Raw genomic sequence first — 2,246 nt, forward strand, 5'->3', positions numbered from 1 at the left:
CGCCATTGTCACCCACCAGGCCGATCGGCCCACGGGCAGGTTGCCCCGACATCACCGACCGCCCACCCGGTGAACCTTCCCGGTCACAGCACTAGTGACTGTCCTTTGCCTTCCAACTTAGTCGTGGACGTGCCACCTGACCTGGACGGACTAGGTTGGATGGCAACGTGCCCGAACGCGCTCCGGTGGCCGTTCAGTCCTCGCTGTGGAACTGAGGGCGGGTCCAGAGGGTGAGGTCGCTGCTGGTCGCGATTGCCAGGGTGAGACCGGCCGGTGAGAAACCGGCAGTGCGCAGTTCTGAGTAATCGGAGTGGAAGACGTGCCACCAGGTGCCTCCCGCCGCTCCGTTGTTCGCTCCGCCGTCGGCGGAGAGGATGATGCGGTCGTGGGGCCAGTCGGGGCTGACGACATCCAGCGTCCAACCGTCCGGGGTGGTGCTGTGTAGACCGCCGCCGAAGAGGCCGGCGATGCGGATCTCGGTGCCTGCGACGGGACCGAGTCCAGGGCAGGCGAGGTCCGGGTGTGCGTCGGGGGTGCTGGTGGCGGGGTCGGGATCCCGGTCGCGTGCGATCTTCTCGCCGGTGACTGCATCGAAGAGTCCGTGTCCGTTGTCAACGGCCATTGAGATGCCCAGGTAGGCGGCCGTTGGAGATCCAGGCCGGTGGCCATCAGAAATCCATGCGTGTGGCCAGTGGTGTTCCTGGGGGTGGGGTTTAGTGCAAGGGGACCACTCCCTTCCCTGCGAGTGCCTCGGCGAGGCGGTGCGAGTCGCCGGTGGTGGTCACGAGGTGAGCGTGGTGCATGAGGCGGTCGGTGCTGGCGCCGGCGAGGGTCTTGGGCATGATCGTGTCAAAGCCTGAGGGGTGGATGTTGCTGGTCACCGCGATGGAGCGTCGTTCGTAGGCGGCATCGATGATGCGGTAGAACGCTTCGGCGGCGTCTTCCCCGACGGGCAGCAGGCCAATGTCGTCAATCTATGCGGATGTCCGCATAGGTCGACGAGCTGGGCTATATGGAGCTGGACCGGCGCGGCGCCGAGCTGCTGTTCCAGGTTCTGACCGAGCGCGAGGAGAAGAACAGTATGGCCATCGCCTCCAACGAGTCCTTCTCTGCGTGGACCAAGACGTTCACCGACCCGAGGCTCTGCGCGGCCATAGTGGACCGCCTCACCTTCGGCGGCAACATCATCGAAACCGGCAGCGACTCCTACCGTCTCGCTCACACCAAGGCCCAGCAGGGCTGCGGCTGACCGATGACCAACAGAGGGATCACCGGAGCGTGAACGACGCTCGCTGCTGCCACCTTGTTCCGTCGTGGACCATCAGATCGACCGACGATACGCGGGCAGTGACGGGAAGCCTGCTGCGAAGGTCGGCCTCGGCCTCCTCCAGCACGGCATCGTCTTGCCCCTGGGCGATGGTCAGATGCGGGACGACCTCGTCGAACTGCCCGCCGAACGGCGGGGCCTCCGGCCACCGGTCCGCGACCGCCCCGGTGAGCCGGCGGAACGGGATGTCCGGCTCGGGGACGAGATACAAGATCCCCGGGAATCGCCCGCAGTGCTCGAACCGAGTCTCGAAGGGCCGGTGACTCCCGATCACTTCTCCGATGGCAGCACAGGCATCGTTGTCGATGCGCCTCTCGCCTAGGAACGGGAAGAGGACCGTGACATGGGCCGGAACACCCGCACGGGCTGACGGGTCCAGCCGGTCACGCCACGCTCGAACAGCAGGTTCTGCCTCGGGGACCCTCACGATGAGTCCCGACTGCCCTGCTTGAAACTCACCAGAGTCGTCGCCTGCCATCGCACATATGTATCAGCGGGCGCAGAACGGCAGCGACCCGATTACGATCGCGAGCGGTTGAACCCATGGTCGACACCCAACTCGACCCTCGCTCAGGTGGGGCCAATCGACTCGTTCACGACGAGCACCCAAGATCGCTAATCCGGGCCAGCGGAGTCGTTCCTCTGGGGCCAATGGACTCGTTCGAAACCAATCAGCCCATCCCAGACGTCCTCGACATCGGCCAATACGCCAGAATGGAGCTGACGGACGGTCTCCGCATCCGGCCGATGCTGCCGCCGGGCTCCACCTGCAGCAACGCCGAACCAGACGACGAGGCACCCTGAGGCCGAGGAGGCGCGAGGCCCTAGTGCTGCCCCGCGCAAGTTCGTGGAGGGGTGTTGAGTCTGATCAGGCGGTCTTGAGTGGGCTGCCGTTATAGGTCCACCTGTACGGCTTCGC

Annotated in this window: 2 protein-coding genes and 3 pseudogenes; 2 read left to right on the top strand and 3 right to left on the bottom strand. The window is 65.4% G+C overall.

The annotated features are described in order from the left end of the window. Positions 1–193: 193 nt before the first annotated feature. Both ACWD6R_RS40355 and ACWD6R_RS40360 read right to left on the bottom strand, forming a co-directional pair. Positions 194–610 (bottom strand): annotated as a pseudogene (locus tag ACWD6R_RS40355) (hypothetical protein); the annotation flags it as partial. A gap of 103 nt (positions 611–713) precedes the next feature. After that, positions 714–974 (bottom strand): annotated as a pseudogene (locus tag ACWD6R_RS40360) (ATP-binding protein); the annotation flags it as partial. A 20-nt stretch (positions 975–994) separates the two neighbouring features. On the opposite strand from ACWD6R_RS40360, the pseudogene ACWD6R_RS40365 reads away from it, so the two are divergent. Beyond that, positions 995–1,249 (top strand): annotated as a pseudogene (locus tag ACWD6R_RS40365) (ATP-binding protein); the annotation flags it as partial. A gap of 19 nt (positions 1,250–1,268) precedes the next feature. Here ACWD6R_RS40365 and ACWD6R_RS40370 read toward each other — a convergent pair. After that, a complete protein-coding gene (locus ACWD6R_RS40370; RefSeq protein WP_451823308.1) occupies positions 1,269–1,805 on the bottom strand; it encodes a 2'-5' RNA ligase family protein in 537 nt (178 codons plus the stop codon). A 173-nt stretch (positions 1,806–1,978) separates the two neighbouring features. On the opposite strand from ACWD6R_RS40370, the gene ACWD6R_RS40375 reads away from it, so the two are divergent. Continuing rightward, positions 1,979–2,131 carry a hypothetical protein gene (locus tag ACWD6R_RS40375; RefSeq protein WP_451823309.1) on the top strand — a complete coding sequence of 51 codons (153 nt, stop codon included), beginning with the start codon at positions 1,979–1,981 and terminating at the stop codon, positions 2,129–2,131. The last annotated feature ends 115 nt before the right edge of the window (positions 2,132–2,246 follow it).

The sequence above is a fragment of the Streptomyces sp. NPDC005151 genome (genome assembly GCF_053599875.1).